Raw genomic sequence first — 24743 nt, 5'->3', positions numbered from 1 at the left:
GCACGGCACCGTCGGGAACCGGCCCGGAACGGGGTGCCTGTGGAGGAATTCGGCGTCTCCACAGGGGCTTGACATGCCGAATCCGAGGATCACGTGCGGCCGTCGCGGGGCAGGCGGCGAGGCCCGCCGCCGACGGCGTCGGCCGCCACCTGGAGCACCGGCGCGAGGATCGGGGCGCGCAGGGTCCAGCCGACGACCGCCCAGCCCAGGCCGAGGTGTTCGAGCCCGCGGCCGATCGCGGCGAGGCCGGACGCCGTGGCCGGGCCGTCCGGGCGGGTGTAGCGGACGCGACGCAGGCCCGCGGGATGCTCCTCCGCCGCGCGGACCGTCAGCTGCCGAGGTGCGCGGCGCGCGAACCACGCGCCGACCGGCGCGCAGACCGAGCACGTCGCCGACACCCACAGTTCCGCCGGGGCATTCCCCTCGATCGGTCGGAGGCGGGGAATCCATGCCCGCACGGCCCGCCGGTACGCGACCCAGGAGGGGCCGAACCGGGCGGTCAGCTGGTCGTCCTCGTGCCGCGCGGCGAGGACCGCGGCGAAGACCGCCGCGAGGGCCGCAGCGGCGACGAGCCGCCATTCGAGGAGCGCCGCCGCCTCGATGAGCAGGATCGCCGCGGCGCACGCTTGCATCGGATTCGACAGGTAGGCGTACGGACCCGTCCGGACCAGGCGCGGCGGCGGATCCCACGGGAACGGCGTGCCGCCGTGCTCGGCGAACTCGGCGACCGCGCGCTGCGCGACGATCGCGAGCAGCAATCCGGCCTGGATCCACAGCGACAGCACCGGCCGCGGCCACGCGGCGAGTGCCGCGCCCCACCCGCGGGCCGCGAAACCCAGCGCGACCGTCGGCAGGACCCAGGCGAGGATCGCTGTGAACAGCACCGTCTGCAGCCACGACCGCACGAGGATGGCGCGTCCCCGGGCCGTCAGCTCGCCCAGCAGGAGCCCCGGGACCAGGGCCGCTGCGATCGCCGCCGCCTCGCCCCACAACCACCCGGGGCCCAGCACCACCAGCGGGGCGAGCGAGGCCATCGCCAGAAGGTCGGCGGCCACGAGCATCGCGGCGGTGAGCGCGGGCCGCACCACCGCGCCGAGCAGGACGGGGACAGCGCCCCACAGCATCGCCCAGCCGAGGACGACGTCCACCGGCACGCCCGCCCACACCGAACCCGTGACCGGCTGCTCGTCGGTGCCGAACGACCACAGTCCGAGCCGCACGGCCGCGGCGTTGAGGGCGAGCAGCGCCACCGCGTTCCACAGCGTCCCCAGCGCGGCTCCGGCGCGGCGCGGCCGGTCCGCCGTGACCGCCGCCGCGGCCGCGAGGAGCCACGGCACCAGGGCGACCGCCGGGCGCAGCACGTCGAGGGGGAGGTCCGTGGGCACGTCAGGAGGGTAGGGCCAGCGAGCCGATGAGGTAGTGCGCCGCGCGCTGGGCGACAGCACGCTCGAGCGGGGTCCAGTACGCCGCCGGCGCGAGGCGTCGGTCGAACGTGAGCGACCAGGTGACGCGCGTGCCGCCGTCGGCCGGCTCCCAGCGGACCGTCGATGCGCGCCAGGTGAGCCAGGTCGCGATAGGGGTGGCGTCGTGCTCCGCGACGTAGTCCACGGAGCGGTCGCCCGCCGCGGCCACCCGCAGCGTCAGGGTCGACGGTGCCGTGCCCCAGTGGTGTCCGTGCAGCATCGCGGCGCGCTGCGGCGCGCCGCTGAAGACGATGTGCCGGGCGTCGCCGGGGGCGAGCCCCTCTGAGTGGTCCTCGAGCGGGCGAGGGAAGCCCAGCGCCAGCGCTCCCGTGGGCTCGGCGAAGCGCAGCGGCGCGGCGATGGCGGCGCGGACCTGCTCCGGCGTCGCGGACACCACGCGTTCGGCGGTGACGGTGTTCTCCGAGGGCAGCGTCAGCGCGGGCACCGCGCCCTCCGTCGAGGCGACGGCGAGCAACAGTGCGGGGACCGCGACCGCCCGTGCGCTGCGCCCGCCCGTGCGCACCGCCTGGACGAGCGCGGCCACCAGGAGCGCGACGGCGTAGATCAGCGGGGCCGCGAAGAGGACGCAGACGACGCCCTCGCCCGCGAAGATCGTCGCGATCAGCAGGAAGAGGGTCGTGCCCTTGAGCACGATGCCGTAGGCGCTGGTCGACGGCCGCGAGATCACCAGCAGGGCCGCGAGCAGCGCGGGCAGCCCGACGTAGAAGACCGAGGTCTGGTTCAGCCAGCCGTTCATCGACCGCATGAGGAGGCTGCCGACCACGCACACGACGATGAGCGCCAGCATCGTCAGGACCGCGGGCCGGCGGCTCAGCGGCACGGCCTCCGGCCGGGCGCCCGCCTCGGGAGCAGCGGACGACGCCGCTTCCAGGGAGGGCTCGGCGTCGTCCGCCGGTGCAGAGGCCTTCGCAGGCTCGGGTGCGTCCTCCGGCCCCGGCGACGGGGGAGTAATCACTCGCCCTCGTCGTACTTCCGCGCCGAGTTGCGGCGCCACTCGTCGATCTTGCGACCGACGCCGGTCGCGACGTCGGTCACGCCCTGGCCGACGGTGTTCACCGCCGTCGCGCCGAAGTCGCGCAGCGTGGTGATCAGCGGGTCGGCGGAGGCGTCGAAGCCGTCCTTGTAGGTCCGGGCGGCGGTCCTGAACTCGTCCGCGGTGCTGGCCTTGTCATCGTCGGCGCGCTGGGGGTACTCGCCGCCCACGATGCGCCCGTAGTCGCCGCGCTCCACCCAGCGGTTCAGGTCGGCGGCGCGCAGCACGGAGAACGGGTGCGACTGCAGCTCCAGGTTGAGGAGCTTGAGCACACCGTCGCGCAGGTCGCCGGTGCGCTCGTACTCGGCGGCCTGCGCGAGAAAGCGCTGTGTGTCCATCTCGCCGAGTCGAGTACCACCCGCCGTCTTCATGTGCACGCGCATCGCGACGTCCGGATCCTGCACGCACAGGAGGCCGGCCCGGTCGCCCGACAGCTCGGACTTGCGCTGCCACTCCATGAGCGCCGCGACGAGAGCGCGCAGCGCCCACCCGCCGATGGGGATCAGGCCGAACGTGCCGGCCAGCCGCATGAGGTGCATGAGCATCGTCCGGTACACGGCGTGGCCGGACAGTGCGTGGCCGAGCTCGTGGCCGATCACGAAGCGCTTCTCCTCCTCGTCGAGGAGTTCGAGCAGCCCGGTGTTGATCACGATGAAGGGCTTGTCCATGCCGATGGTCAGGGCATTCACCGTGGGGCTCTGCACTACGTACAGCTCGGGGACGACGTCCGTGTCCAACACCCGGGCGCAGTCGACGAGCATGCCGTGCAGGTCGCGGAACTGCCGGTCGTCTGCGCGCACGCCGGAGGCGAGGAACAGCAGGCGGTGCTGACGCTCGCGCAGCAGCGCCGAGATGGCCTTGAGAACGGTGTCGAAACCCTTGAGACTGCGCAGTGCGACGAGCGCGGCGCGGTCGGCCGGGTGCTCCCAGGCGCGCGTGCTGATTCCGGGTAGCGAACGGTAGGTTCGAGCGACTGAATCGGTCATGCGGGCCACGTTACCGGCTGGCGGTTGGCGCTCGCTTGGCGATCACGAAGGACGCCGCCGCTCCCACCGCGCAGAGCACCATGACCGTTCCGAGCACCACGGGATTCCCGCCGATCCCGGCGAACAGCGCCGCCACGCCGCCCAGCACCATCCGTGCTGCGCCGAGTGCTGCTGAGGCCGTGCCGGCGAGGTTCCCGTGGTCGTCGAGGGCCAGGGCCGCCACCGTCGGCATGACGAGGCCGAGGCTCGAAACGGTGACGAACAGCGAGACGATCACCAGCGGCGGATTCCCGATCGAGAGCGTGACGAGTGACGCGATCGAGCCGATCACCATGCCTGCGAGCCCGATTCGCACGAGCGACGCGGCCGGCACGCGGCCGACGAGCCGTCCGCCGATCAGGTTCGTGGTGAGCAAGCCCACGGCGTTCACCGCGAAGACGACGCTGAACTGCGACTCGGTGTAGCCGTAGTGGCTCTGGAAGACGAAGGCGGAGGTGGAGATATACGCGAACATCGCCGCGAAGGCGAGACCGCCCGTCAGCGTGAGCGCGACGAAGCGTCGGTCCCGCCCGAGGGACGCGAAGCCGCCCGCCACCGACGCCCAACCCACCGGCCGACGGTCGGCCTTCGGCAGCGTCTCCGGCACCTTGGCGGCGGCGATCGCGAGCAGGGCCACGCCGAGCACCGCGAGCACCACGAACAGGCCGCGCCAGTCCATGAACCGCAGCAGCTGCGCGCCCGCCAGCGGCGCGACGATCGGGGCCACGCCGCCGACGGCCATGAGCGCGGCGATCATCCGGGCGGCGGCGACGCCGTCGAACAGGTCGCGGACGATGGCGAGGCTCAGCACGATTCCGGCCGCCCCCGCGGCCCCCTGGAGCAGTCGGGCGACGTCGAGCAGGTAGACCGACGGGGCGACCGCGCACAGCAGCGAGCTGAGGATGAACAGCGCCATCCCGACGACCATCGGTCGGCGGCGCCCGATCGAGTCCGACAGCGGGCCCACGAAGATCTGTCCGACGGCGAGGCCGATCAGGCACGCGGTGAGCGTGGCCTGGATCGCCGGCTGCGAGGCGCCGAGGTCCGCCGCGGCGGCGGGGAGGGCGGGGAGGTAGAGGTCGGTCGTGATGGGACCGAATGCCGACAGCGAGCCCAGGATCAGGGCCAGGCGGAGTTCTCCTGGGTTACCTCGAGATGGGGTGCGGGGTTGTGACACCTGTCGATCCAACCGCAGGTGCGCGGACGGGGCGAAATCGGGCGCGAAGAGCGGCGCGCCGTCCGGCCGCGGCGGCACACGGCGTGCGCGGCATGGACGGCCCGCGCGGGCGGTGGCGAGCCTTTCGCTCAGTGTGAGTGAAAGGGAACACGGGGCGGTCGCGCGTCGTTGCACCCCCACATGTCCTCTGTGGAAACCCCATCGCGTGTGCCCGCACTGCTGAAGAACTTCGGCTTCCAGATCATTGTCGGCCTCGTCGCCGGTGTGGTCCTGGGGCTGATCGCCCGCACCATGGCGCCTGCGGCCGATGGCAACGTGAACTGGCTGGTCGGCACGCTCAAGACGATCGGTTCCAGCTACGTCAAGCTGCTCACCGTGGCGGTGGTGCCGCTCGTGGTGACCGCCGTCATCGCGTCGATCGCGAACCTGCGCAACGTGACCAACGCCGCGCGACTCGCCGGCAAAACCCTGCTGTGGTTCGCCATCACCGCCTTCATCTCGGTGATCATCGGCATCATCCTGGGCCTGGTGCTGCAGCCCGGCGCGCACACCACCGTCACCGGTGAGGGCAAGGCGCCGTCGAGCACCGGTTCCTGGTGGGCCTTCATCACCGGCCTCGTCCCGTCCAACTTCCTCGGGCTGCAGGCCAAGGCGTCCGACGGGTCCGTCTCGCTCAGCTTCAACGTGCTGCAGGTGCTCGTGGTCGCGGCCGCGATCGGCATCGCCGCGCTCAAGGTGGGGGATAAGGCCGAGCCCTTCATCGCCTTCAACGCCTCGCTGCTGGCGATCATCCAGAAGGTGCTGTGGTGGATCATCCGCCTCGCCCCGATCGGCACCGCCGCCCTCATCGGCACCGCCGTTGCGACCTACGGCTGGGACGCCATCGGCTCGCTCGGCGTGTTCACCGGAGCGATCTACCTGGGCCTGCTGATCGTGGGGCTCGTGGTGTACCCGGTGATCATCCGGGCGCACGGCCTGTCCGTGAAGCAGTTCTTCAGCGGCGTCTGGCCGGCCGCGCAGCTCGGCTTCGTCTCCCGCAGCTCGATCGGCACCCTGCCCGTCACCGAGCGCGTGACGGAGCGGAACCTGGGCGTGCCCCGCGAGTACGCCTCCTTCGCCGTGCCGCTCGGGGCCACCACCAAGATGGACGGTTGCGCGGCGATCTACCCCGCGATCGCGGCGATCTTCGTGGCGCAGTTCTTCCACGTCCCGCTCGGGATCACCGACTACCTGCTCATCGTGATCGTCTCGGTGATCGGCTCGGCCGCCACCGCGGGCACTACCGGCGCGACCGTCATGCTCACGCTCACCCTCTCGACCCTCGGGCTGCCGCTGGCCGGCGTCGGTCTGCTGCTGGCCGTCGAGCCGATCGTCGACATGGGCCGCACCGCGCTCAACGTCACCGGCCAGGCGCTGGTCCCGACCATCGTCGCGAAGCAGGAGGGCATCCTCGACGTGGACGCCTACAACGCGCCGCGCAAGGACGTCTACGCCGACGAGTCGGCCGAGGATCGGGTCCCGGCTACAGCGTGAGTACTACCCGGCTGCCCGCGGTGTCCGCCCGCCAGACCTCGGCGACGGATTCCGCGGGCACCGCGGTGACGTCCATCGAGATCCCCAGTTCGACCACCGCGGCGAGGATGTCCGGCCGCGCCGCGGCGACCTCCTGCGCGGTGAACGAGCCGAAGCCGCTGCCCAGCAGGCGGATGTCGGTCGACCGCAGGAGCGCACCCGGCAGCGCGATCTCCGCGCCCGCCATCGTGCCGATCTGCACGAACTCCGACGGTCCGCGCTTCTCGAGTGCCGCGAGGGCCAGCTCCGCGGGGCGGCCCCACAGGTAGTCGACGACCACGTCGATCTTCTCGCGGCGCAGCGCCTCCTCGATCTCCGCCTCCGGCGCGCCCAGGTCGACCGTCGCGTCCGCGCCCACCGTCGCGAGCACGTCCGTGTTGCGCCCCGCGGCGATCACGCGTGCGCCGAGGTGGCGTGCGACGGCCACCGCGGGACGGCCGGAGCCGCCGGTGGCGCCGAGCACCAGCACGGTCTGCCCCGGATGGACGCGGGAACGGACCGTCATCGCCATCCAGGACGACATGACGGCGTTCACAGTAGCGGCGGCCTGCAGGTCGTCGAGCGCGTCCGGCACCTCGACCAGTGCGCCGGCGGGCACCGCGATCGTCGGGGCCGCGGTGCCGGGCGCCGAGACGTAGACCCGGCGGCCGTCCTCGGCGACGCCGACGCCGTCGACGCCGATGATGAAGCCCGGCGCCGCGGGGGCGGCGTAATGCCTACCGTCGGCGATTCCGCGCGCGAGATTGTGCAGCGGCACGGCCCGCATCGACACCGCGACGAGATCGGGCCCGGTGGCCGGATCGGGGGCATCGGCCCAGACGGGCGCATCGGCGTAGGTGGCGAGTGCTGCCTTCATGCGAGTCTCCTTAACGATGTTAAATGCGACATCACCTTAACATTGTTAAGCTGTCGGGGTGGGACTCACTCGGACGGACGTGGTGGCAGCGGCGCTGGAGGTGCTCGACGAGGTCGGTGTCGAGGGCCTGACCCTGCGCCGGATCGCCGATCGCCTGCAGGTCAAGGCGCCGGCGCTGTACTGGCATGTCGCGTCCAAGCGCCATCTGCTCGATGAGATGGCCACCGAGCTGATGCGGCGCGCCCTCCCTGTGGCGCCCGTCGCCGACGAGTGGCGCGCCGAGTTGCTCGACGGGGCTCGGCGGCTCCGGACCGCGCTGCGCGCGCACACCGACGGCGCCCGGGTCTTCAGCGGGTCGAAGTTCACGGACGTCGCCGTCCTTCGCGCGAGCGAGCGGCCCTTGCGCCTGCTGGTCGACGCCGGATTCCCGCTGCGCGATGCCGCGCTCGCCATGTCCACCCTGCGGGACCTGGTGGTGGGGTTCGTCATCGAGGAGCAGGAGGTCTTCGGCTCCGACGGTGTGCCCGTCGAGGGGTACGACCCGGTCGCCCGTGCGACAGCGATCGGTGCGGCGGAGCACCCCCTCGCGGCGCAGGCCGGGCCGACGGCCTGGGGCGCGCCCGATGAGCGCTTCGACGACGCCGTGCGCTTCCTGCTGGACGGCCTCGCCGCTCGGCTGCCCGGCTGTGCGGCGACGTATCTTTACGGTGAGATTACTTGTGAGTAACCAAAGGTCGTGGATGTGCCCCGATCTCTTGGATTTCCCTTTAGGGTTGCTCGCATGTCTGACCTGCTGGCAACCCTGAACGAGTACGTGTGGAGCCCCGCCCTGATCTACCTGTGCCTCGGGGTCGGCGTCTACTTCTCGATCCGCTCGAGGCTGGTGCAGGTTCGTCAGATCCCGGCCATGCTCGGCCAACTCATCCACGGCGAGAGGTCCGGGTCGGGCGTGAGCTCGTTCCAGGCGCTCGCGATGTCGCTCGCTGGGCGCGTGGGCACCGGCAATATCGCGGGTGTCGCCACCGCGATCGCCTTCGGCGGACCGGGCGCAGTGCTGTGGATGTGGGTGATGGCCTTCCTCGGTGCATCGACGTCGTACGTCGAGTGCACGCTCGGCCAGATCTACAAGGAGCGTGACCAGCTCACGGGCGAGTACCGCGGCGGCCCCGCCTACTACTTCCGCCGCGCCCTCGCGCACGGCAAGTACGCGGTCGTCGGGAACTTCTACGGCCTGCTCTTTGCCGCGGTCACCGTGCTGGCTTGCGGCCTGCTCATGCCGATGGTGCAGGCGAATTCGATGGCCGTCGCCATGGAGGGCGCCTGGGGGATCGAGCCCTGGGTCGCAGCCCTCGGCACCGTCATCGTGTTGGCCTTCGTCATCATCGGCGGGGTCAAGCGAATCGCGACCTTCGCGTCCGTGGTTGTGCCGTTCATGGCGATCCTGTACATCGCGGCGGCCCTGATCATCATGGCCTTCAACGCCGGAGCGATTCCCGGCGTCCTCGAGCTGATCGTCCGCGAAGCCTTCGACCTGTCCGCCGGCTTCGGTGCGCTCGTCGGCACTGCTGTCATGTGGGGCGTCAAGCGCGGCGTCTACTCCAACGAGGCCGGGCAGGGCACCGGCCCGCACGCCGCCGCGGCCGCCGAGGTCAGCCACCCCGCCAAGCAGGGTCTCGCGCAGGCCTTCGCCGTGTACGTCGACACCCTCTTCGTCTGCTCCGCCACCGCCTTCATCATCCTCAGCACCGGCGCCTACCGCGTCTTCGAGGGCGACTCCGCGTCCGGCCGCGTGCTCGCCGACGGCGGCGCGCTCGTCGGCGATCCGGAGGTCGGGCCCGCGTATGCGCAGCAGGGCTTCGACACCGTCTTCAACGGCTCCGGCGCCAGCTTCATCGCGATCTCGTTGGCCTTCTTCTGCTTCACGACGATCGTCGCCTACTACTACATGGCCGAGACGAACCTGCGGTTCATCCTGGGCCGCGCGGCCACCGCGATCGTGCCCGTCCTCAGCGCCCCGCTTGGCCGCATCCTGACGATGTTGCTGCAGGTGCTGATCCTGGCCTCGGTCGCGGTCGGCGCCGTGTCGACCGCGAAGGACGCCTGGGCGATGGGCGACCTCGGCGTCGGACTCATGGCCTGGCTCAACATCATCGGCATCCTGGTCCTGCAGAACGCGGCCTTCAAGACTCTCCGTGACTTCGAGCGGCAGCAGAAGCTGGGGATCGACCCGCAGTTCGACCCGGCACCGCTGGGCATCGTCAACGCGACCTTCTGGGAGGAGCGCGCCGCGTCGCGTCGCGCCGACCCGGTCGACGCCTAGCCGGCGCTCGGCACCGTCGACGCCGAGCGGGAGCTTGGTGCCGTCGACCTGCGGAATCCCGGCGATTTCGCAGGTCGACGTCGCGGGCGTACACTTGCCCTTGCACTCCGTCCCTATGGCGGGGTGACTACGCGTGTTCCCCAGTCGCCCTATGGGCGTGCCGTGCAGCGCGGTCTCCTTCCTCGAAGGAGTGCAGCGCGGCGGAGCACCAGGACACCGCGCACCACTCTCGCCCGCTGACCAGCGGATCCGGGGGTCGTCGCGGCGTGTACAACTGCAATTACGAAAGAGGCATCATGGCTGTCGTCACCATGAAGCAGCTGCTGGACAGCGGCGCGCACTTCGGTCACCAGACCCGTCGGTGGAACCCGAAGATGAAGCGTTTCATCTTCACCGACCGCAACGGCATCTACATCATCGATCTGCAGCAGACGCTGACCTACATCGACAAGGCCTACGAGTTCGTCAAGGAGACCGTCGCCCACGGTGGCACCGTCCTCTTCGTCGGTACCAAGAAGCAGGCCCAGGAGTCGATCGCCGAAGAGGCCACCCGCGTCGGCATGCCCTACGTGAACCAGCGCTGGCTGGGCGGCATGCTCACCAACTTCCAGACGGTCCACAAGCGCCTTCAGCGGATGAAGGAGCTGGAGACCATGGAGCAGACCGGTGGCTTCGAGGGTCGCACCAAGAAGGAAATCCTCATGCTCACGCGTGAGAAGAACAAGCTCGAGCGCACCCTCGGCGGCATCCGCGACATGGCCAAGGTCCCCTCGGCCATCTGGGTCGTGGACACCAACAAGGAGCACATCGCCGTCGGCGAGGCCCGCAAGCTGGGCATCCCGGTCATCGCGATCCTCGACACCAACTGCGATCCCGACCTCGTCGACTACCCGATCCCGGGTAACGACGACGCGATCCGCTCCGCCGCGCTGCTGACCAAGGTCGTGGCTTCGGCCGTGGCCGAGGGCGTGCAGGCCCGTGCGGGCGTCGCCACCGGCGATGCCAAGCCCGAGGCCGGTGCCGGCGAGCCCCTCGCCGAGTGGGAGCAGGAGCTGCTGGAGTCCGCCACCGTCGCTGCCGAGGCCCCCGCGGCCGAGGCCGCTGCGACCGAGGCTCCCGCCGAGACCCCCGAGGCCTGATCCGGTCTCGGACCGATTCCCTTCTACTGCAAGGAGCCGCATACATGGCGAACTACACCGCCGCTGACGTCAAGCGTCTCCGCGACCTCACCGGGTCGGGGATGATGGACTGCAAGAACGCGCTCACCGAGACCGACGGCGATTTCGACAAGGCCGTCGAGGTGCTGCGCATCAAGGGCGCGAAGGACGTCGGCAAGCGCGCCGGTCGTTCCACCGCCGAGGGCCTCGTGGCCGCCAAGGACGGCGTGCTCATCGAGCTCAACTCCGAGACGGACTTCGTCGCGAAGAACGCGGAGTTCCAGGAGCTCGCCGACGCGATCGTCGGCGCCGCTGCCGCGTCGGACGCTGCCACCGTCGAGGCCGTGCTCGAGCTGCCGCTCGACGGCGAGACCGTCGCTTCGCGCATCGAGGCCGCGTCGGCCAAGCTGGGCGAGAAGCTGGTCGTGCGTCGCATCGCGCGGTACGACGGCCCCGTCGCCGTCTACCTGCACAAGCGCAGCACCGACCTGCCGCCCGCTGTGGGCGTGCTGGTCTCGTTCTCGGGCGAGGGTGACGCCGCTGCCGAGGCCGCTCGCGGTGCCGGTATGCAGGTCGCCGCGCTCAAGGCGAAGTACGCCAGCCGGGATGAGGTTCCGGCCGACGTCATCGAGAACGAGCGTCGCATCGCCGAGGAGACCGCGCGTGCCGAGGGCAAGCCGGAGCAGGCGCTGGCGAAGATCGTCGAGGGCAAGACCGTGGCCTACTACAAGGACACCGTCCTCCCCGACCAGCCGTCGGTGACCGACAACAAGAAGTCGGTCCAGCAGGTGCTGGACGAGTCCGGCGTGAAGGTCCTCGCCTTCACCCGCTTCGAGGTCGGCCAGGAGTAACTCCTCCGTCCCCGCGCACGAGGCCCGCACCGATCCGTCGGTGCGGGCTTCGTCGTCTGTCGGCCCCCGCGAATTGAACGCTGTTTTGGAGATTCCGACCTGGGGTTTTCCTCTCCAGAACGTCGTTCAATCGGGGGGGGGGCGGGTGGGCGTGCCGAAATCTTCAAGCCCGACGGTGCCGCCGGCTGCCAGTCTTGAGGGCATGAACAGCACACGCAAGGACACCAACATCTGGCCCGGACTCACCTACGACGACGCGCTCGCCGCGCGGGCCTGGCTGCGGGGGATCGGCTTCGACGAGGGCATCCTCGTCGAGGGCGACGGGGACGGCGAGGTCGTCCACTCCGAGATGCTGTGGCCCGACGGCGGCCGGGTCATGGTCCACTCCACCTGCAAGCAGGACACCACCTTCTCCACGCCGCGCGGCAGCGGCAGCGTCTACGTGGTCGTCACCGACCCCGACGCCGTCTACGCCCGCGCGCAGGAGCTCGGCGCCCGCCTGGTGCGGGACATGGCGGAGGAGGACTATGGATCCAAGGGATTCTCCGTCGCCGATCCGGAGGGCAATACGTGGAGTTTCGGTACCTACGCGGGGTGACGGCGCCCGGGATCGCCCGGGCCGCCGCGTACGACATCAGCGGCGTGCGTCCGGGCACCCACCTCGCCGTTCCCTCGCCGACCCTCACGATGATCATCGACCTCGGGCACGGCCTGGACCTGACGGGCCCGGGCCTGCCGGATCGCACCACGTTCCGGCTCTGCCTGTCCGGCATGCACCCCACGCCGTACCTGGTGCACCACGACGGGCTGCAGCGCGGCGTCCAGGTGGACGTGCGGCCGAGCCTCGTCCGTGCCCTCACCGGTGCCCCGGCGGCCGAGCTCGGGGGAGAGGCCGTCGAGCTCGACGACCTCTCCCCGGAGCTCGCCGACGAGCTGTACGGTCGCGTGGCGGCGGCCCCCGTCGCCGACCGCGAGGCGGTCGCGGCCGCCGTCCTGGCGCGGTACGCGACCTCGGGCAGCGAGGTCCAGCCGGACGCCGCGGCGGCATGGGCTCACCTCTCTGCTCGGCGGGGACGGGTCACCGTCGCCGAGCTCGTCGAGCGATCCGGGTGGTCGGCCCGGTACCTGGCGATGAAGTTCACCGCGGAGTTCGGCATGGGGATCAAGCAGGCGGCCCGCCTGATGCGCTTCGACGCCGCGCGCCACGCCCTCGAGGCGGGCGGGAGCGCCGCCGAGGTCGCGGTCCGGGCCGGGTACGCCGATCAGGCCCACCTGAGCCGCGATGTGCGCGCCTTCCTCGGGTACTCGCCCTCGGCGTACCTCGCGCGTCGCAGGAGCGAATTCACGCCTGTGTAGTGTCGCCGGGGTGTCCTGGATCCGGCGCGCGATCGCATTCGCCCTCATGGCGTGCCTCGTCTTCACCATCGGGGCGTCGACGGCGATCGGCGGGGGCAGCGGCTACGAGCATCATCAGACGAACGGCGTGAGCTACATCCCGGACCTCCCGGGCGGAGCCCAGTACGTCTCCATGGGCGACAGCTACGCCGCCTCCGGTTCCCACGCCAAGGTACGCCCGATGGACCTCTGTGCCCGGAACGGCGACGACCTCGGGCACGTCCTCGCGCAGCGGCTGCAGCCCAACACCTTCACGGACCGCGCCTGCTCCGGAGCCACGCTCGACGACCTCACCCAGCCCTCGCCGAAGCCGAACACGTCGCCGCAGCTGTACGGCGTCGGGCCGTTCACCCGGTTGGTCACCGTCATCATCGGCGCGAACTCGCTGGGATTCGGCAACATCGTCGTGCACTGCCTCGGCAACCCCGACGACCGCTGCGCCGCCGCATCCACCCAGGACATGCCGGGCTCGCAGGGCTGGAATTTCGTGCGCGCGCAGTACGCGGCCACGGTCGACGCCATCAAGATGGCCGCCGCGCCGGACGTGCGGGTCGTCCTCGTCGGCTATCTCCCTCTGTTCCCGCTCGACGGTCCGCCCGACCTCGCCTGCCTGGACCGGGCCGGGATCCCTGCGGAGAACGTCGACCACTGGCGCACCTGGTACCGCAGCCTCGACCGGCTCATCCGCGAGGTCGCCGCGGACCGTCGGGTGATGTACGTCCAGCCCCCGATGGACCACACCGCGTGCGCCCCCGAGCCCTACGTGCGCCTGGGTGGGATCAAGCTCGCAGCGCAGGAGCCCGAGGCCAATGGATTGCATCCGACGGTCGCCGGACAGCGCGCGTTGGGCAACCTGATCGAGGACCGGCTCCGAGGAACTGCGCCGCCCGCATAGGATGGTCGTCGTGACGGACACGGCCCAGGGACAGCAGACGGATCAGGACACGGAGCATCAGGTGCGGCACGGCTACAAGCGCGTGCTGCTCAAGCTGGGCGGCGAGATGTTCGGCGGCGGCGAAGTAGGGCTCGATCCCGACGTGGTGAGCACGGTGGCGCAGCAGATCGCGGAGGTCTCGCGCAGTGGCCACGAGGTCGCGGTCGTCATCGGCGGCGGCAACTTCTTCCGTGGCGCCGAACTGCAGAACCGCGGCATGGACCGCGCCCGCTCGGACTACATGGGCATGCTCGGCACGGTGATGAACTGCCTCGCCCTGCAGGACTTCCTGCAGAAGGAGGGCGTCGACACCCGCGTGCAGACCGCCATCACCATGGGGCAGGTCGCCGAGCCGTACCTGCCGCTGCGCGCCAAGCGCCACCTGGAGAAGGGCCGCGTCGTGATCTTCGGCGCCGGCATGGGCATGCCGTACTTCTCGACCGACACCACCGCCGCGCAGCGGGCGCTGGAGATCGGTGCCGAGGTCGTGCTCATGGCGAAGGCCGTCGACGGCGTGTACGACAGCGACCCGCGCACCAACCCCGACGCGAAGCTGTTCGACGAGATCACGCACCGCGCCGCGCTGGAGAAGGGCCTCAAGGTGGCCGACGCGACCGCGTTCAGCCTCTGCATGGACAACAAGATGCCGATGCTGGTGTTCAATCTCCTGGAGGAGGGGAACATCGCCCGCGCCGTCGCGGGGGAGAAGATCGGCACCCTCGTCCGGCCGTGACGCCGGACCCGACCATTCATTTCACAGCAAAGGACGTGTGACCCAAGTGATCGACGAAACGCTCTTCGACGCCGAGGAGAAGATGGAGAAGGCCGTCTCGGTGGCCCGGGAGGACTTCCAGTCGATCCGCACCGGTCGCGCGAACCCGGGGATGTTCTCCAAGGTGGTCGTGGACTACTACGGCTCGCCCACGCCGATCACCCAGATCAGCTCGATCACTACGCCCGAGGCGCGGCTCGTGGTGATCAAGCCCTACGAGGCGAACCAGCTCGGCCCGGTGGAGACCGCGATCCGCAATTCGGACCTCGGGGTCAACCCCACCAACGACGGACAGCTGATCCGCATCGCGATCCCGCAGCTCACCGAGGAGCGCCGCAAGGATCTCGTCAAGCAGGTCAAGAGCAAGGGCGAGGACGCCAAGGTGTCCATCCGCAACGTGCGCCGCAAGGCGAACGACCAGCTCGCCAAGATCGTCAAGGACGGCGACGCCGGTGAGGACGAGGTGGCCCGCGCCGAGAAGGAACTCGACAAGACGACGGCCAAGTACGTCGCCCAGATCGAGGACCTCGTGGCGCGCAAGGAAGCCGATCTGATGGAGGTCTAGCCGTGCCGGAAACCCCCGACTCGGTCGGCTCCGACGCTCCGACCCCCGGCACGCCCGAGGCGGGCCAGGAGGCAGCGAAGCGCAAGATCAGTGCAGGGCGCAACCTCCCGGCAGCGATCGGAGTGGGCGTCAGCCTGGGCGCGCTCATCGTGGCGATCCTGTACTTCGCGCCGCACCTGTGGGTGCCGCTGGTGGCGGCCGCGATGGCAGTCGCCACCTGGGAGGTGGTCAAGCGGTTCCGCGCCGCGGGCACCAACCTGGAGCTGTGGCCGATGCTCATCGGCGGCCAGGCCATCATCTGGTTGAGCTGGCCGTTGGGGACCGAGGGCGTGCTCGCCGCGTTCGTGGCGACCGTGCTGGTCGCCATCGTCTGGCGACTGCTGGGGCACCAGAGCACCGCGGAGCCGAACTCCTTCACCCGCGATATCTCGACGACGGTCTTCGTGCTCGCGTGGGTGCCGCTGTTCGCGTCCTTCGGCGCGATGCTCGTGCTCCCCGAGGACCGCGGGCCGCAGCGCGTGGCCGCGCTGATCATCCTCGTCGTCTGCTCGGACGTGGGCGGCTACGCCTCGGGCGTCGTCTTCGGAAAGCACCCGATGGTACCCGCGATCAGCCCGAAGAAGTCCTGGGAGGGCTTCGCCGGGTCGATGGTGGCCGGCGCGGTCGGCGCCGTGCTTGTGCTGAATTTCCTGCTCGATGTGAACCCGGTCTGGGGGCTCCTGCTCGGTCCGGTCGTGGTGATCACCGCGACGCTCGGCGATCTGCTCGAGTCCCAGGTCAAGCGCGACCTGGGCATCAAGGACATGGGCACCCTGCTGCCCGGCCACGGCGGCATCATGGACCGCCTGGATTCGCTCCTGCCCAGCGCCGTGGTGGTGTGGGCCGCATTGACCGCGTTGATGGGCTCCTGAGGCGGGTCAGGCGCGGCGACGCAGCGCCTCGCGGAGAGGCCGCGGCACGACCCCTTCGCGGCGCCGGGCCTTGCGCCGCGTGACGATCACGCCGATCAGCGCAATCGCCCACAGCGGGTACTGCGCCATCCACGCCACCCGGAAGCCGTCGAAGGTCAGGCCTGCACCGGAGCCCATGATCATGCCCATCGCCTGGATCAGGACGAGGCTCGCGAGGAAGCCGCCGATGTTCACCATGCCCTGCGCCGTGCCGAGCACCCGCGTCGTGTTGAACGTGCGGGCGTAGTCGAAGCCGATAGCGGAGCTGGGACCGCCGACGGCGATCACCAGCACGAGCAGCGTGAGCAGCCAGACCGGCGAGGGCTCGTCGCGGAGGAGGACGACCGTCCACAGCGCCGCGCTGGCGAGGATGATCGTGATCACCATCCAGGAGCGGCGCACGGGGAACCGTCCGGTGAGGAAGCCGATGACGGGGCCCGATGCCAGCGTCGCGAGCACACCGAAGCTGACGACTCCACCCGCCGTGCCCGACGAGAGCCCCTGGGCGTTCGTCAGGTACGGCACGCCCCACATCAGCATGAACGCGGTCACCGAGAACATCGTGCCCATGTGCGTGAAGAATCCCAGCCGGGTGCCCGGATGCATCCAGGTCGTGCGGAGGATCCCGGGGATCTCCGCGGCCTTCACCGTGATGTGCGGTGCCGTCCGGCCGGGCGGGGCGTCGCGAACCGTCGCGAGCACGGCCAATGCGGCGAACAGGCCGAGCGCCGCCGCCGAGGCGTAGGCACTGCTCCACCCGCTTCCGTGCAGCAGCGCGAGGAAGGGCACCGCCGAGAGCACCTGGCCCAGCTGCCCCGTCATGCCGGTCAACTGGGTGACCAGCGGGATCCGGCGCACGGGAAACCACGCCGGAACGAGGCGCAGTACCGAGACGAACGTCAGGGCATCGCCGCTGCCCACGGCGACGCGGCCAGCAATAGCGAGGGGGAGGGATTCCGTGAGTGCCAGCGTCAGCTGGCCCACCGCCATGAGGAGCGCGCCGCTGACGATCAGCCGACGGGACCCGAACCGGTCCAGCAGCAGCCCCGCGGGTATCTGCATGCCCGCGTAGACCACGAGCTGGAGCACCACGAAGGCGGCGAGCGTCGCCGGGGCGGCGCCGAACCGTTCACTCGCCTCTGTGCTGGAGACGCCGAAGGACGTGCGCTGCAGGATCGCGACGACGTACGCGAGGGTCGCGACCGACCAGACGACCCATGCACGCATGGGCCCATCGTTTCATCGGTGGCGCCGCCCGCGCGCCGCGGCCCGTCGGATCAGTCGCGGAGCTTCTTCGCGGCGCGGCGCAGCTGGAGGATGCGGAGGCCGCCGGCCGAGCCGACGAGGAGCGCGCCGAGGATGGCGGCGATCAGCAGGGATACGCCGAGGGGGAGGTTCGCCTCCCAGAACAGCAGCGTGATCTGCGTGTTCTGCTGGTTCTGCACGATGAAGGCGAGCAGCACGAGCAGGATGACGGCGCCGCCGACGAGTCCGGACCATAGCGACGCCGAACGGGTGTGCTTGACCTGTTCGTACGCGTCGCGGGTGTCGCCGCGCCGCTTCGTCGCCGGTGCGCCCGCCGCCGGATCGGCGGCCGGCTCGATTGCGCCCCGCTCCGCGGGGAGGTTCCGAGCGTCGGTTGCGTCGACGTCGGGATCGGGGATCCCGATCGCTTCTTCGCTGTCTCGAACGCTGTCTTCATCCTTGGCCATGGCGTCATCCTGCCACCTCGAGCGGGCCCTGACGCGGGGACGCGCGGTGTCTCGGATCGCTCTGGTCGGCACCGCGTCGTCGACGTGGGAGAATGGGGGAGTTATGAGCACCTCCCTGCCTCTGGTATTCGACGCACCCAAGCGCGGCAAGCCCCCGCGCCACCTTGCCGACCTCACCGACGACGAGCTGCAGCAGGCAGTCGTCGATCTGGGGCTGCCCAAGTTCCGCGCCAATCAGCTCGCCCGTCATTACTACGGTCGGCTCGAGGCCGACGCGGCCACTATGACGGACCTACCGGCCATGGCGCGCGGCACCGTCGGCGAGGCGCTCCTGCCTGAGCTGATGACGCCCGTCCGGCATATCGCCACCGACAGCGGCACCACCCGCAAGACGCTCTGGCGTCTGCACGACGGCACGTTGCTGGAATCCGTGCTGATGCGATACACCGACCGCGCGACGTTGTGCATCTCCAGCCAGGCCGGCTGCGGCATGGCATGCCCGTTCTGCGCCACCGGCCAGGGCGGTCTCGACCGCAACCTGTCGACCGCCGAAATCGTGGACCAGGTCCGCAGCGCTGCGAAGGCCATGCAGGACGGTGATGTCGCGGGGGGCCCGGGTCGGCTGTCGAACGTGGTCTTCATGGGCATGGGGGAGCCGCTCGCCAACTACAAACGGGTCGTGCAGGCCGTGCGGCGCATCACGTCGCCCGCCCCCGAGGGGATGGGCATCTCGCAGCGGCACGTCACCGTCAGCACCGTCGGCCTCGCGCCCGCGATCCGCAAGCTGGCCGACGAGGGCCTGTCGGTGACGCTGGCCGTTTCGCTGCACACCCCCGACGATGAGCTCCGCGACACCCTGGTGCCCGTGAACAACCGGTGGAGCGTGCAGGAGGTGCTGGAGGCCGCGCGGTACTACGCGGACCGGACCGGCCGCCGGGTGTCGATCGAGTACGCGCTCATCCGCGACGTGAACGACCAGCCCTGGCGCGCCGACATGCTGGGCGAGAAGCTGCGCAAGAAGCTCGGCCAGTTCGCGCATGTGAACCTGATCCCGCTGAACCCGACGCCGGGTAGCGAGTGGGATGCGTCGCCGAAGGACCGCCAGGATGAGTTCGTGCGCCGCGTGATCGCGCAGGGCGTCTCGTGCACCGTGCGCGACACCCGCGGCCAGGAGATCGCGGCGGCCTGCGGTCAGCTGGCCGCCGAGGAGAAGTAGCTCAGTACTTCCACTTCTTGCGGCGAGTGGTGATCCAGTTGACCAGGATCACGCCGAGGATGGCCACGGCGAAGCCGACGAGGAAGATGTCCTCGGTCTTGCCCTGGTGGTTGCCGATGTTCATCAGCAGCAGGAGCACGGCGAACAGCACGCCGGCGATGCGCGCAGCGTTGGGGGCGTTGCCGCTCCAGCCCCAGTCGCGCGACGGCACGTCGGCGACGTCGACCTTCGAGGTGGTCTGACGCTCCAGGTCGGTGGTTGCCACTCGCTTCTCCTTCGTCGCTTCCTCAGCTGAGCACCGGGCCGAGCCCGGGATACGGAGGAATCCTATCCCGCTACGACCGTGCGTCGTACGAGGGGCGGCGATTCGTCGGTAGCGTGGCGCGGGTGATCTTCCATCTCGCTCTCGTGACCGACTGGGAAGCCGCCCGCGCGGCCGGTGAGTACGCGGTGTCAACGCGTGGCGCGACGCTCGCCGACGTCGGCTTCGTGCACTGCTCCACCGCCGAGCAATGGCGCGGCGTGCGGGAGCGCTTCTACGCCGACCTCCCCGCGTCCGAACTCGTGCTGCTGTCCATCGACCCGGCGGGGCTCGACGTGCGGTACGAGCCGCCCGCCCCCGCCGGCGCCGGGAGCGCAGCGAGCGGGCCGAGTGACGTCGTCGAGGAGCTGTTCCCGCACGTCTACGGCCCGATCCCGGTGTCCGCGGTGGTCGGCGTCGACACTCTGTCTGCGGAGTGATGGCGGCATAGACTGAGCTCACGAAACCTGTCAGACCGACGACCTACTGTCACCGCCACGAGAGGAGGTGCCGATATGGCTCAGCCGATGTACTCGTTCCCCGACTCGTGGGGCGAGGCCGATCTGGAGGATCTGCCGGAGGACGGGCACCGCTACGAGATCGTGGACGGGAGCCTGCTGGTGACGCCACCACCGTTGGACGGACATCAAGGGATCGGCGTGAATCTGCTCGTGACGCTCCGGTCAGTCATGCCGAGCGGATGGCGCGTGCTGTACGAGATCGGAGTGCGTGTTCCGGGCGGGAACTTCGTTCCTGACGTCGTAGTCCTGAGGCCAGGCGCCGCGCGCGACGTCGAGTGGCGTGAATCCGAGGACGTCGTCCTCGTCGTCGAGGTCGCGTCGAGGTCCACGCGGGTCACGGACCGCACCTTGAAGGCGGCGAAGTACGCGGAAGCCGGCATCGCCTCCTACTGGCGCGTCGACGCCGACGGCACGGTCACGATCCACACCGAGCCCGTCGACGACGAGTACACGCGGTCCACCACGATCCGCCCCGGCGAGAACCGGGGCGTCGAGCAGCCGTTCCCGGTCGAGCTGATTCCCGCCGACCTCGTGGACTGACGGGCCGCAGCCCTTACGCGCCGGCGTACTCCACGACGTAGGTGCCCCAGCCGAGCGGCGCGATGCGGTGCGCGCCGCCGCCCACGAGGGCGCCCAGCTCCTCCGCCGTCCGCAGGCCCCCGCCGTACAGGCACAGGTTCCGGAGGTCGTCCTCGGTCTCGTGGTCGTCGGTGGTGCCCGGGTCGAGCACGTTCCCCACGAAGACCACGCGGTCGGCGCTGCCGCGCAGCGTGGTGACCAGCAGCTCGGCGTCGGCGTCCGGCAGGGTCTGCAGGAGGTCGATACCCACGACGAGATCGTAGCGTCGCGGCAGCGGCGCGAAGACGGTGCCGGGCGCGGCCGTTACGCGGTCTCGGCGCTCGGGGGCGACGATCGCGATCTCGCGTTCGACGGTGCTGGGCATACCGACGATCGCGACGCTCAGGTCGGGCAGCAGGCGGGCCAGGTTGTCGGCGTACACGCCGGCGCCGTCGCCGAAGACCGCGACGGACCGCACGGAGGAGAAGTCCACGGCCTCGGGCAGGGCCGGCGCGCGATAGGTGGCCCACCGGCTCGCGACGGAGTGGAGCTGCTCGGCGAGGTTCTCGTCGGCGGCGCGCACGCCGCGCAGGTCGGCGCCCTCGAAGGGCACCGCGGTCCCCGTGCGGACGGCATCGACGAGGTGCACGAAGGACATGTCCAGGCGGGTGCGCACCTGGTCGTGGTGCAGGCTGCCGGCGAGGAGCTCGTCGGGATCGGTGAGCAGCTCGCCGCGGCCCGTGAGGGAGTACCCGCCCTCGCCGAGCGCGACGAAGCCCATCAGGGCGAGATGCCGGAGCAGCTTCTCCGTGGCGCGGGGGTCGGTGCCGCAGGCGGCGGCGACAGCCGCGGGCGTCGTGGCTCCGTCGTCGATCGCGGCGAACAGACCGAGCGTGACGGCGGCGCGGATCGCGAAGGGCGGCAGCAGTTCCGTCATCTCGTGGATCTCGGAGAGGATGTTCTCGTCCTGGCTCGTGTCCACCAGCTGGTCGTCGCCGTCGACGGTGGTGACCACGCGGTGGCGCCAGTAGCCGGTGATCTCCACCCGGTCCTTGTCGAGGCCCTTCTCGTTCTTGGCCCAGCGGCGCAGCGGCTTGATGCCCAGGGTCTCGCCCGCAACCCAGAGGTACGGGCGATCGCCGCGCCAGTCGACGGCCTGCACTGCGTCGACGAGGCGCGACGCGCCGTCCGCCTCGGAGCGGTAGAGCCAGACGAAGTCGACGTCGCCCTCGGTGGCGAGCTCCTGGCGGTGGCTCGGCTCGGCGACCTCGATGACCGCGGTGGCCCTGAAGCCCGGCGGCAGGATCTCCACGGCGCGACCGATCGCCGGCAGCGCCGTCTCGTCACCGGCGAGCAGCAGCCAGTCGACGTCGCGGGGGAGAGCGGCCGAATGCTTGGGGCCGGCGATCAGCACCTTCGACCCGACCTCGACGCGGCGTGCCCAGGTCGCTGCGAGGCCCGTGCCGTGCAGCACGAAGTCGATGGTCATCTCGCGCGCCGCGGCGTCGAACTCGCGCACGGTGTACGTGCGGGCGTGTTCGAACGAGCCGTCGGTCCAGTCCACGCGGCCCTGGTCGGTGTTCTTGGGCACCTCGAAGGGGAACTCGCCGGTCTGCAGGTCCGGTAGCAAGACCTTGACGTCGTCGTCGAAGCCGGTGCTGTGCACGGCCGGAAGTTCCACGCCGTCGCGCACATGGGGTCCGACCGCGTCGCCGCCGACGACGATGCGCCGCATCCCCGGCGTCACGTCCGACACCCGCAGCACGTCGAACTCGCGGAGGCAGATCGGGAACACCGCGCCGTCGCGGAGTGTGCTGGCCATCGTGGACGTCCCTTTCGTCGGTTTACCGTGCAAGGCTAGCCTGCCCTGTTGAATCGGCGCCGACGGCAGACCGTCGGGCGGGGGCGGGCCGCCGATAGGCTGACGGCGTGACCACCCGCGTCCTCATACTCGGTAGCACCGGCTCCATCGGCACCCAGGCGCTGGAGGTGATCGCCGAGAACCCGGACCGGTTCGAGGTGGTCGGCCTCGGCGCCGGTGGAGGTAACCCCGAGCTCCTCGCGCAGCAGGCGCGCGCCGTCGGCGTCGACGGGGCCCGGATCGGTATCGCGGACCCGGCCCGCGCCACCGGCTTCGATGGTGCGCTGACCGGCCCGGACGCCATGACCCGCCTCGTGGAGTCCGTCGAGGCGGACGTCGTGCTCAACGGCGTCGTCGGCAGCCTCGGACTGGGCCCGACGCTTGCGGCGCTCGACAGCGGCGCGCGGCTCGCCCTCGCCAACAAGGAATCCCTGGTAGCGGGCGGCTCGCTCGTCCTCAAACGGGCCACCGAGGGGCAGATCGTGCCCGTCGACTCCGAGCACTCCGCGATCGCGCAGTGCCTGCGCGGCGGCACCGCGGCCGAGGTCGACCGGCTGATCCTCACCGCGTCCGGCGGCCCGTTCTTCGGTCGGACGCGCGCCGAGCTCGCCGACGTCACCCCGGAGGAAGCGGGCAAGCACCCCACCTGGTCGATGGGGCCGATGATCACGCTGAACTCCGCGACGCTGGTCAACAAGGCGCTCGAGGTGATCGAGGCGCACCTGCTGTTCGGCGTGCCCTACGACCGCATCGATGTGACGGTGCACCGGCAGTCCGTCGTGCACTCGATGGTCACCTTCGTCGACGGCGCGACCATGGCCAAGGCCTCGCCCCCGTCGATGAAGTTGCCGATCGCGCTGGCGCTCGGCTGGCCGGACCGGGTGCCCGGCGCGTCCACCGCCTGCGACTTCACCCAGGCCCACACCTGGACCTTCGCCCCCGTCGACGACGAGGCCTTCCCCGCGATCGCCGTCGCGCGCGACGCCGGCACCCGCGGTGGCAGCCTCACCGCCGTCTTCAACGCCGCGAACGAGGTCGTCGCGCAGGCCTTCCTCGACGGCCGCACGCCCTTCCTCGCCATCGTCGACACGGTCGCGCAGGTCGTCGCCGACGGTGCCCAGTGGCGGGCCGAGCCGCGCGACGTCGCGGACGTCCTCGCGGCGGAAGAGTGGGCCCGTCGGCGGGCGTCCGAGCTGGTCGGGTTGGTCTGATCCGACCGGTATTCTGGATCTCATGATGTACGCACTGGGTATCGCAGCGTTCGCGCTGTGCATCCTCGCGTCGATCGCCTGGCACGAGTGCGGGCACATGTGGGCGGCGCAGGCCACCGGCATGAAGGTCCGGCGCTATTTCATCGGCTTCGGGCCCACCCTGTGGTCGGTGCGCCGCCCGAAGACGGAGGACGGCATCGAGTACGGCGTGAAGGCGCTGCCGCTCGGCGGCTTCTGCGACATCGCCGGGATGACCCTGCTGGACGAGCTGAAAACGCCCGTCGAGCGGGAGAAGGCGATGTACAAGCAGGCCGCGTGGAAGCGGCTGTTCGTGCTGTTCGCCGGCCCGGGCATGAACTTCATCCTCGGCGCGCTGCTGATCTACGGCGTCGCCGTCACCGCGGGTCTGCCGTCGACCACCGCGACGCCGCGCGCGGCCGTCGCCGCCACCGGCTGCGTCGCCGACGCCACCACCAAGCCCACCAAGGAGCAGCCCAGCCGCCCGGTCGGCGAGTGCCGCCCTAGCCCCGCGGCGCAGGCGGGCCTGGTGCGGGGCGACGTCATCGCCTCCGTCAACGGCACCGCGGTCGACGCCGACACCGTCTTCGACGCCCTGCAGAACACCACCGGCGCGATCGTCCTCGGCATCGAGCGCGACGGGCAGCAGCGCACCGTCTCGATCGATCCCGTGACCAGCAAGAAGTGGCGGCCGTCGGCCGACGGGAAGGACCTCGTCGAGGTCTCCGGCCCGACGATCGGCATCAGCGTCGGCACCCTGGGGGTGACGGAGCGCTACAACCCGATCACCGCGATCGGCGGCACCGCCGCCTTCACGCTGGACCTCGGGCACAAGACGATCGTCGCGATCGGGCAGCTGCCGCAGAAGATCCCGGCCCTGATCGACGCGATCAAGGGGGAGGAGCGCGGCCTCGACACCCCGCAGTCGCTGGTCGGCGCGTCGATGATCGGCGGTGAGGTGGCCGAGCGCGACATGTGGAGCGTCTTCTTCCTGCTCCTCGCCGGCCTCAACCTCATGCTGGGCCTGATCAACCTACTGCCAGTGCCTCCGTTCGACGGCGGACACATGGCGGTGGTGATCTTCGAGAAGCTCCGCGACCTGGTCACGGGCCGCAAGGGAGGCCCCGTCGACTACATGAAGCTCGCGCCGCTGACGTACGTCGTTCTGGCGCTCGCCGGCGGGTACATGTTGCTCGTCCTCACAGCTGACATCGTCAATCCGATCAAGCTCTTCAACTGAAACCGGAGAAGCAG

Annotated in this window: 25 protein-coding genes; 16 read left to right on the top strand and 9 right to left on the bottom strand. The window is 70.5% G+C overall.

The window, feature by feature from the left end; translation table 11 throughout:
* Positions 1 to 89: 89 nt before the first annotated feature.
* Genes HNP44_RS09680 through HNP44_RS09665 form a run of 4 tightly spaced genes read right to left on the bottom strand, consistent with a single transcriptional unit; the run spans position 90 to position 4719 of the window.
* Positions 90 to 1385: a methyltransferase family protein gene (locus HNP44_RS09680; protein WP_259139903.1), complete on the bottom strand. Its 1296-nt coding sequence runs from the start codon at positions 1383 to 1385 to the stop codon at positions 90 to 92.
* A gap of 1 nt (position 1386) precedes the next feature.
* Positions 1387 to 2439: an SRPBCC family protein gene (locus tag HNP44_RS09675; RefSeq protein ID WP_259139905.1), complete on the bottom strand. Its 1053-nt coding sequence runs from the start codon at positions 2437 to 2439 to the stop codon at positions 1387 to 1389.
* A complete protein-coding gene (locus HNP44_RS09670; protein ID WP_259139906.1) occupies positions 2436 to 3503 on the bottom strand; it encodes a M48 family metallopeptidase in 1068 nt (355 codons plus the stop codon). The genes HNP44_RS09675 and HNP44_RS09670 overlap by 4 nt, the downstream gene beginning before the upstream one ends.
* Before the next feature lie 10 nt (positions 3504 to 3513).
* Positions 3514 to 4719, bottom strand: a complete 1206-nt coding sequence (locus HNP44_RS09665; protein ID WP_259139908.1) for a multidrug effflux MFS transporter — start codon at positions 4717 to 4719, stop codon at positions 3514 to 3516.
* A 180-nt stretch (positions 4720 to 4899) separates the two neighbouring features.
* Here HNP44_RS09665 and HNP44_RS09660 point away from each other — a divergent pair, with 180 nt between their 5' ends.
* On the top strand, positions 4900 to 6252 hold the full coding sequence (locus tag HNP44_RS09660; RefSeq protein ID WP_259139910.1) for a dicarboxylate/amino acid:cation symporter: 1353 nt from the start codon (positions 4900 to 4902) through the stop codon (positions 6250 to 6252).
* Here HNP44_RS09660 and HNP44_RS09655 read toward each other — a convergent pair.
* Positions 6242 to 7147 (bottom strand): quinone oxidoreductase family protein, encoded by a 906-nt coding sequence (locus HNP44_RS09655; protein WP_259139913.1) that lies wholly within the window; start codon positions 7145 to 7147, stop codon positions 6242 to 6244. The genes HNP44_RS09660 and HNP44_RS09655 overlap by 11 nt on opposite strands.
* Positions 7148 to 7205: 58 nt before the next feature.
* On the opposite strand from HNP44_RS09655, the gene HNP44_RS09650 reads away from it, so the two are divergent.
* The 10 genes from HNP44_RS09650 to HNP44_RS09605 all read left to right on the top strand — a co-directional run bounded on the left by HNP44_RS09650 (position 7206) and on the right by HNP44_RS09605 (position 16052).
* A complete protein-coding gene (locus HNP44_RS09650; protein WP_259139914.1) occupies positions 7206 to 7874 on the top strand; it encodes a TetR/AcrR family transcriptional regulator C-terminal domain-containing protein in 669 nt (222 codons plus the stop codon).
* Positions 7875 to 7928: 54 nt separating this feature from the next.
* Positions 7929 to 9467, top strand: a complete 1539-nt coding sequence (locus HNP44_RS09645; protein WP_259139915.1) for an alanine/glycine:cation symporter family protein — start codon at positions 7929 to 7931, stop codon at positions 9465 to 9467.
* Positions 9468 to 9763: 296 nt separating this feature from the next.
* The gene (gene rpsB, locus HNP44_RS09640) at positions 9764 to 10606 is read left to right on the top strand and encodes a 30S ribosomal protein S2 (protein ID WP_259139916.1); all 843 of its coding nucleotides are present in this window, start codon (positions 9764 to 9766) and stop codon (positions 10604 to 10606) included.
* Between the two features lie 44 nt (positions 10607 to 10650).
* Positions 10651 to 11475 (top strand): translation elongation factor Ts, encoded by an 825-nt coding sequence (gene tsf, locus HNP44_RS09635; protein ID WP_259139917.1) that lies wholly within the window; start codon positions 10651 to 10653, stop codon positions 11473 to 11475.
* Positions 11476 to 11677: 202 nt separating this feature from the next.
* Positions 11678 to 12073 (top strand): VOC family protein, encoded by a 396-nt coding sequence (locus HNP44_RS09630; RefSeq protein ID WP_259139919.1) that lies wholly within the window; start codon positions 11678 to 11680, stop codon positions 12071 to 12073.
* Entirely contained in the window at positions 12070 to 12831 is a 762-nt protein-coding gene (locus tag HNP44_RS09625) for a helix-turn-helix domain-containing protein (protein ID WP_259139920.1), read from the top strand. The genes HNP44_RS09630 and HNP44_RS09625 overlap by 4 nt, the downstream gene beginning before the upstream one ends.
* A gap of 10 nt (positions 12832 to 12841) precedes the next feature.
* Entirely contained in the window at positions 12842 to 13765 is a 924-nt protein-coding gene (locus HNP44_RS09620; RefSeq protein ID WP_259139924.1) for an SGNH/GDSL hydrolase family protein, read from the top strand.
* Between the two features lies 1 nt (position 13766).
* The gene (gene pyrH / locus HNP44_RS09615) at positions 13767 to 14537 is read left to right on the top strand and encodes a UMP kinase (protein ID WP_259139925.1); all 771 of its coding nucleotides are present in this window, start codon (positions 13767 to 13769) and stop codon (positions 14535 to 14537) included.
* 46 nt (positions 14538 to 14583) lie between these two features.
* A complete protein-coding gene (frr, locus tag HNP44_RS09610) occupies positions 14584 to 15141 on the top strand; it encodes a ribosome recycling factor (RefSeq protein ID WP_259139927.1) in 558 nt (185 codons plus the stop codon).
* 2 nt (positions 15142 to 15143) lie between these two features.
* Positions 15144 to 16052: a phosphatidate cytidylyltransferase gene (locus HNP44_RS09605; protein ID WP_374758761.1), complete on the top strand. Its 909-nt coding sequence runs from the start codon at positions 15144 to 15146 to the stop codon at positions 16050 to 16052.
* Between the two features lie 6 nt (positions 16053 to 16058).
* Here the strand turns inward: HNP44_RS09605 and HNP44_RS09600 are convergent, their stop codons facing one another.
* Complete coding sequence (locus HNP44_RS09600) at positions 16059 to 17318, bottom strand: MFS transporter (protein ID WP_259139930.1); 1260 nt, start codon at positions 17316 to 17318, stop codon at positions 16059 to 16061.
* 50 nt (positions 17319 to 17368) lie between these two features.
* Positions 17369 to 17803, bottom strand: a complete 435-nt coding sequence (locus tag HNP44_RS09595) for a LapA family protein (RefSeq protein WP_259139931.1) — start codon at positions 17801 to 17803, stop codon at positions 17369 to 17371.
* A gap of 103 nt (positions 17804 to 17906) precedes the next feature.
* On the opposite strand from HNP44_RS09595, the gene rlmN reads away from it, so the two are divergent.
* Positions 17907 to 19019, top strand: coding sequence for a 23S rRNA (adenine(2503)-C(2))-methyltransferase RlmN (gene rlmN, locus HNP44_RS09590; RefSeq protein WP_259139932.1), 1113 nt, complete (start codon positions 17907 to 17909; stop codon positions 19017 to 19019).
* Between the two features lies 1 nt (position 19020).
* On the opposite strand, the gene HNP44_RS09585 is transcribed toward rlmN, so the two are convergent.
* Positions 19021 to 19284 carry a DUF2631 domain-containing protein gene (locus HNP44_RS09585; protein WP_259139933.1) on the bottom strand — a complete coding sequence of 88 codons (264 nt, stop codon included), beginning with the start codon at positions 19282 to 19284 and terminating at the stop codon, positions 19021 to 19023.
* A 122-nt stretch (positions 19285 to 19406) separates the two neighbouring features.
* Between HNP44_RS09585 and HNP44_RS09580 the strand changes: the two genes are divergently transcribed.
* Positions 19407 to 19760 (top strand): DUF952 domain-containing protein, encoded by a 354-nt coding sequence (locus tag HNP44_RS09580; protein WP_259139935.1) that lies wholly within the window; start codon positions 19407 to 19409, stop codon positions 19758 to 19760.
* 75 nt (positions 19761 to 19835) lie between these two features.
* On the top strand, positions 19836 to 20381 hold the full coding sequence (locus HNP44_RS09575; RefSeq protein WP_259139936.1) for a Uma2 family endonuclease: 546 nt from the start codon (positions 19836 to 19838) through the stop codon (positions 20379 to 20381).
* Between the two features lie 13 nt (positions 20382 to 20394).
* Here the strand turns inward: HNP44_RS09575 and HNP44_RS09570 are convergent, their stop codons facing one another.
* Positions 20395 to 22221 carry a siderophore-interacting protein gene (locus tag HNP44_RS09570; RefSeq protein WP_259139937.1) on the bottom strand — a complete coding sequence of 609 codons (1827 nt, stop codon included), beginning with the start codon at positions 22219 to 22221 and terminating at the stop codon, positions 20395 to 20397.
* A 107-nt stretch (positions 22222 to 22328) separates the two neighbouring features.
* On the opposite strand from HNP44_RS09570, the gene dxr reads away from it, so the two are divergent.
* Positions 22329 to 23471, top strand: a complete 1143-nt coding sequence (gene dxr, locus HNP44_RS09565; protein ID WP_259139939.1) for a 1-deoxy-D-xylulose-5-phosphate reductoisomerase — start codon at positions 22329 to 22331, stop codon at positions 23469 to 23471.
* A gap of 22 nt (positions 23472 to 23493) precedes the next feature.
* Positions 23494 to 24729, top strand: coding sequence for a M50 family metallopeptidase (locus HNP44_RS09560; RefSeq protein ID WP_259139940.1), 1236 nt, complete (start codon positions 23494 to 23496; stop codon positions 24727 to 24729).
* The last annotated feature ends 14 nt before the right edge of the window (positions 24730 to 24743 follow it).

The sequence above is a fragment of the Tsukamurella ocularis genome, from assembly GCF_024807615.1.
Classification (GTDB): domain Bacteria; phylum Actinomycetota; class Actinomycetes; order Mycobacteriales; family Mycobacteriaceae; genus Tsukamurella; species Tsukamurella ocularis.
This window is presented reverse-complemented; position numbering and strand designations above follow the sequence as displayed.